General features: G+C 68.4%; 7 protein-coding genes. 5 read left to right on the top strand and 2 right to left on the bottom strand.

Going from position 1 to position 5,559, the window contains the following annotated elements:
• Window positions 1-429, bottom strand: a 429-nt coding sequence (locus tag Y706_RS0119940) for a helix-turn-helix domain-containing protein (protein ID WP_028277974.1), incomplete at its 3' end; no start/stop codon positions are given.
• 92 nt (window positions 430-521) lie between these two features.
• Here Y706_RS0119940 and Y706_RS0119935 point away from each other — a divergent pair.
• Window positions 522-950 carry a hypothetical protein gene (locus tag Y706_RS0119935; RefSeq protein ID WP_028277973.1) on the top strand — a complete coding sequence of 143 codons (429 nt, stop codon included), beginning with the start codon at window positions 522-524 and terminating at the stop codon, window positions 948-950.
• Between the two features lie 48 nt (window positions 951-998).
• On the opposite strand, the gene Y706_RS0119930 is transcribed toward Y706_RS0119935, so the two are convergent.
• Window positions 999-1,940 (bottom strand): diacylglycerol/lipid kinase family protein, encoded by a 942-nt coding sequence (locus Y706_RS0119930; RefSeq protein WP_028277972.1) that lies wholly within the window; start codon window positions 1,938-1,940, stop codon window positions 999-1,001.
• A 141-nt stretch (window positions 1,941-2,081) separates the two neighbouring features.
• Between Y706_RS0119930 and Y706_RS0119925 the strand changes: the two genes are divergently transcribed.
• From Y706_RS0119925 to Y706_RS0119910, 4 genes are all read left to right on the top strand, one after another.
• The gene (locus Y706_RS0119925; RefSeq protein WP_028277971.1) at window positions 2,082-3,068 is read left to right on the top strand and encodes a J domain-containing protein; all 987 of its coding nucleotides are present in this window, start codon (window positions 2,082-2,084) and stop codon (window positions 3,066-3,068) included.
• An 82-nt stretch (window positions 3,069-3,150) separates the two neighbouring features.
• The gene (locus Y706_RS0119920) at window positions 3,151-3,618 is read left to right on the top strand and encodes a tRNA (cytidine(34)-2'-O)-methyltransferase (protein ID WP_028277970.1); all 468 of its coding nucleotides are present in this window, start codon (window positions 3,151-3,153) and stop codon (window positions 3,616-3,618) included.
• A 307-nt stretch (window positions 3,619-3,925) separates the two neighbouring features.
• Window positions 3,926-4,531 carry an ECF RNA polymerase sigma factor SigK gene (sigK, locus tag Y706_RS0119915; RefSeq protein WP_028277969.1) on the top strand — a complete coding sequence of 202 codons (606 nt, stop codon included), beginning with the start codon at window positions 3,926-3,928 and terminating at the stop codon, window positions 4,529-4,531.
• A gap of 10 nt (window positions 4,532-4,541) precedes the next feature.
• Window positions 4,542-5,441, top strand: coding sequence for an anti-sigma factor (locus tag Y706_RS0119910; RefSeq protein WP_043436603.1), 900 nt, complete (start codon window positions 4,542-4,544; stop codon window positions 5,439-5,441).
• Window positions 5,442-5,559: the final 118 nt, after the last annotated feature.

Here is a 5,559-nt window from a genome sequence, read left to right as displayed (position 1 = left end):
GGCTGCCGTCTCGCCCGCTGACTGCCCCCTGGCGCGGGCAGCCCGAAGCAGGGCCTCCCGCGGCGAACCGCCGCCGCTGGCTGCGTCCTCGATCGCGGACACCAGCAGTTCGGCGGCAAGATCATAGTGGCGGTCGGGCACCGAGGCCGCGACCTCATCCACGGCGGCCCGGTACAGCTTGGCGGGCCGACCGGACCCCGGACCCTCCCGCCCTCCGAGCTTGCGGAACTCCACGGCCAGCAGCCCGTCTTTCACGAGCCGGTCCAGATGGAACGAGGCAGTGCTCCGCGCCAGGCCCACAGCCTGCGCGGCATCGTCCCGGCCAACGGCATCTCCCGCTGAGGCGACGAAATCAAACAGCCTCCTGCGGCTCTCGTCTCCCAGCGATGCGACCGCCGCCAGCCTGTGGTTCCACGGAAGCTTGGTCATGACACAAGAATATCTCTAAAAACAAGAATCATTGCTTAATCCCCGCGGGGGCCTCTAAAATCTAGATATCCACTTTTAGAAGGAGCGATGCCATGAAAGTTTCCCCAGCCCCCGCCACTCCCGCACTGCAGCTCACGGCGGACCGTCAGGCCTTCCTGCTGCTGCGGACCGTCTTTACAGTTGCGCCGATCCTGTTCGGCCTGGACAAGTTCACAAACCTCTTGACCGACTGGACGATGTATCTGGCGCCCGTGGTGACCCAGGTGGTCCCGCTGCCGGCCCAGACGATCATGTACATCGTTGGCGTGGTGGAAATCGTCGCCGGCGTGGCGGTGGCGCTGCGTCCGCGCTTCGGATCGGCGCTCGTGGCCGCCTGGCTGCTGGGCATCATCATCAACCTGATCATCCTCGGCGGCTTCTACGATGTCGCTCTGCGTGACTTCGGGCTGCTCGTGGGTGCCCTGGCACTGAACAGGCTGTCCCCGCGCAGGGCCGTGCCGGCCGCTACGCCAGGCAGCTAGGCCAGACGGCGGGTCCCGGCAGCGGAGCGAAGACGCCAGGCCGCGCCACTACGCCAGGACGCAGACGGCCCGCGGAACGACCTCAATGGTCATCGGGAGCGCCCCGATCCGCTCGCCGTCGGCGTAGGCCACGATATTGCCGGCGGACAGTTCCACGGTGCGGACCCGACGAAGCCGCACGGCGGGGTGGCCCACGTGCTTGCCGGCAAAGACCTTCGGGAACACGGCCAGCAGCCGGGTCCGGGACAGCCGGTTGACAATGAAGAGGTCCAGGTAGCCGTCATCAAGGGCGGCTCCCGGGACGATCCTCATCCCGCCGCCGATCGACTGGCCGTTGGCGACGGAAATCAGCATGGCGCCCTGCTGCCACTGCTCGCCGTCGGCCGTCACCGTGTAATCGATGGCCCGGAACGACGCCAGTTCCCGAAGCATGGCGAGCTGGTAGCGGATCTTGCCGCGCGGCCAGCGCCAGCCATTGGCCCGCTCATTGACGGCGGCATCGAACCCGGCCGAGACCACGCCCGCAAACAAGCGGGAGGATCCTCCGGCGGTGATCCTGCCGGCGTCAATCATCCGGCCGCCGCCGGCTAACGACTCCAGCGCCCGTTCGCAGGCCGCCGGGAGGTTGTGCAGCGGCAGGCCCAGCGCCCGGGCCGTGTCGTTGCCCGTCCCGGCGGGAATGATGCCCAGCGGAACCCGACGGCGGGCGCCGGGACCTGCTCCGGCATCGGCACCGGCAACCGCATCGGCACCGGCACCTGCTATCGCGTTAAGCCCGAGGTGGACCATGCCGTCGCCACCCACCACCACGAGGGCATCCACGCCCGACTCCAGCGCATCCTCAACTGCCTGCGCGAGCCCGGCATAACTGTCCGCGCACAGCAGCAGGACCTCCGCCCCGGCTGCGCGGAAGTGCGCCGCCGCGTCCTTGCCGGCGTGCCGCGCCCGGCCAAAGGATGCGCGCGGGTTGACGGCGACGGCGATCAGCATGCGCTGAATTATGCCAGCCGGCGGGAACCATCCCTGTGCACGCACTCGTTATTCCTCCAGCCGGTTAAACTGGGCACGCCGGACGCCCACGAACGGTCCGGCATTCCCACCGCCGGTACCATCAACGAAAAGGATCTCTGTTTGACGCAGGGCAGCAGCTCGCATTACCAGGTCCTCGGGATCCCCGTGACGGCGACGGAGAAGGACATCAAAGTCGCGTACCGCAAGGCCGCCCGGACCGCCCACCCGGACCATGGCGGCGACCCTGCAGCGTTTCGGCGCGTCACGCTCGCCTACGAGACCCTCATCGACACGAAGCGCCGCGCGGACTATGACCGCTCCTACGGCAGCGCATCCGGCGGCGCGTATTCGTCTCCCGCCGGCGATGAGGGCGCCCACTTCGACGCGCCCGCAGCGGGCAGCCGGGCCTCAGCCAACGTGCGCCGGCCGAACACGCCGCGGAATACGGCCGCAGATCCACCCGTCTACGTTCCCCCGTTCGAGCAGTTTGACGGCGGGTCGGCGGTGCCGCTGATTCCCGCCAGCGTCGCCCGGCAGCAGGTCCACGGCATGCCCCGCAAGCGCGGCATCTTCGGCGCCGAAGCCCGGATCCAACGCGAGATGCGCACCGTGCAGCTCATCAGCAGGCAGATCCTGACCACCATCCCGGCGGCGCGCCTTGTCAACGGGCTGCAGTCCCCGGCGGACAACAGCCACATCGACCACGCGGTCCTTGCCGGGTACCGTCTCGCGATCGTCGGATCCATGCTCCTGCCGGCGGGTGCCTATGCATGGAACGGCAGCACGTTGACCCACGGCGGACGCTCCGTCGCCCCGCCCCAGCTGGGCCACATCGTGCGCCGGATGCAGGACATATTTCCCGAGCTCAATGTCACCGGCTGGATTGTCGTCCACAGCACGGACGGCAATCTGCATCAACCGGTCATCGACCGGCACCGCCGCGCCCCCGGCGGCCAGGGAAGCGGATACGGGGAAGGCTCGGGCCTTGTCGAGGTGGTCAACGCCGCGGGCCTGGCCCGCGGCCTGAAGTTGTTCCTCGGCTCGGGACCGGCGCCCAACACCGTCAACGTTCCCGTACTGGCCCGCCTGCTGCGCGGAATGCACTAGATTCCGCCCGGGCGCTCCCCTGCGTCCCGGGGACGGAAGGCCCGAGGCGCGTTCGACGCCGGCGGCTCGCTAGGATGGGACGGTGTTCCGCATCCTCTTCCACACCCCAGAAATCCCCGGCAATACGGGAAACGCCATCAGGCTGGCTGCCATCACGGGGGCCGAACTGCATCTGGTGGAGCCCCTGGGCTTTGACTTTTCCGACGCCAAACTCCGGCGGGCGGGCCTTGATTACCACGACCTCGCCGTCGTGACCGTCCACCCGGACATCGACGCGGCGTGGGCCGCTCTCGAGCCGGAACGGGTATTTGCCTTCACCTCCGACGGCGAGACCACGTACACAGATATCCGCTACCGTGCCGGCGACGTCCTCCTGTTTGGGCCTGAATCCGTAGGCCTGCCCGAGGAAGTCAAAAACAGTCCCCGGGTGACGTCCCGGGTGCGCCTGCCGATGCTCCCAGCCCTCCGGTCACTGAACCTGGCCAACGCGGCATCCATCGCCGTCTACGAGGCGTGGCGCCAGAACGGGTTCGCCGGGGCCAAGTTGTAGCGGTCCGCCGCGGAGGCCCGCCAGGACGTGCGGCGGCCACATGGGCGGCCCGCGGGAAAGAATTCCCGCGCAGCGCGCCCATCCAGGTGCCGGGCCGCACCGAATCACTTCTGAAGGCGGACACCAATCCGCCCACTCACATTTTGTCTACCGGGCATTGTGCGGAGAAACGGAAGGGAGCGAGGAGCGGCAGGTGAGAACAGTACATCTGGACAGATCCTCTGCCCGCGTGGCAGGGGCCGGCCCCTCGCCGCATGCCGCACCGATTGGCCCGCGTTGGGCTGCAAGCGCCCTATGCTTGGGAGTGATGGAAACTCCGAATGCCCCGAACCCCGAGGCCGCCGCACCGGCGGACACCTCAGCCGACATCAACGGCCGGCTCAGCCGCCTGCTGGCACTCATTGCTCAGGGCGACCAGACGGCGTTCGCGGAATTTTACAGCCTCACCTCCAGGCGCGTCTTCGGCATGGCACGCCGGGTCCTGATCGATACCGAACTCAGTGAGGACACCACCCAGGAAGTCTTCCTCCAGGTGTGGCAGAACGCCGCCAAATTCAATCCCGCCGCCGGCAGTCCGCTCGCCTGGCTCATGACGATCTCGCACCGGCGCGCCGTTGACAAGGTACGGTCCTCGCAGTCCGCCACCGACCGCGAAGCCAGATACGGTGCCAGCAGCCAGGAGATCGACCACGATTCCGTCTCGGACGAAGTCGGCAGCCGGCTCGAGGCCGAGGCCGTGGTCCGGTGCATGGAGACGCTGACCGATACGCAGCAGGAGTCCGTCCGGCTGGCGTACTACGGCGGCCTCACCTACCGGGAAGTGGCCGAGCGGCTCAATGCCGCGGTACCTACCATCAAGTCCCGCATCCGCGATGGACTCATCCGACTGAAGACCTGCTTGGGGGTGAGCTGAATTGACCGATATGAACGCACATGAGAACAACAACCGCCTCCCCGGCGGCTTCACCGCCGAGATCGCCACCGACCTGTCGTCCGGCCGCGTGGTGGACCTTGCCGAGGTCTATGCCCTCAACGCCGTGGACGACGCCGAACGCGCCGCAATCGAGCAGTTCCTCGCCTCCGCACCGGCAGCAGACAGGGCTGCCTTCAACGAGCGGGTCCGGCAGGCCCGGGAGACCCTGGCCACCAGCTTCACCGCAGAGGAAGAGCCTCCGCCCGGGCTGCTGGACCGGATCATGTCATCCTTGCCTGCGCAGACGGCAGAGCAGGCCGCAGCGCAGTCCCCCGCCGCAGTGCCGCTGCCCGGCACGGGTCCGCAAGCGACGCCGGTGCTGCCGCATCCGGTACGCGACGGCTCCGCGCTGCCCGCCACCGACGAACTCGGTGCGGCCCGCCAGCGCAGGGAAGAGCGCCGCCGCCCGCAGGGCATGCGGAACTGGCTTATCGGCGTCGCCGCAGCAGCCGTGATCGCCCTGGGCGGTGTGGGCGTCGGAGCCTACGTGGCCAACCAGAACGATCCCCTGAATCAGGTAATGCAGGCCAGCGACGTCCGCCAGGCCACCGTCGACGTCAACGGCGGCGGCACCGCCACCGTGTCGATTTCCCCGTCCAAGGATGCCGCCGTCGTCAAAATGAACGGCGTCCCGGCCCCGCCCGTGGGCAAGGTCTACCAGATGTGGCTGATCCCCAAGGACGGCTCGGCCCCGGTCTCGCAGGGCCTCATGGACGCTGAAGCCCTGTCCAAGCCCGCGGTGGTCAAGGGCATCGGTTCCGCGGCCGCGCTGGGCATCACCGTGGAGCCCGAAGGCGGATCCGCGTCACCTACCCTGCCGACCGTCGCCGCCGCACCGCTGGACGCCTAGCCACCCGCAGGACACAGCAGGCCACCCGCACGCACAAAGCCGCCCGGGCCTTGGCTCCTTCCGTAGAAGGACTCAAGGCCCGGGCGGCTTTGTGTTGTGACCGGCGGACGGACCGACC

The organism is Arthrobacter sp. I3, assembly GCF_000520575.1.
Classification (GTDB): domain Bacteria; phylum Actinomycetota; class Actinomycetes; order Actinomycetales; family Micrococcaceae; genus Arthrobacter; species Arthrobacter humicola_A.
This window is presented reverse-complemented; position numbering and strand designations above follow the sequence as displayed.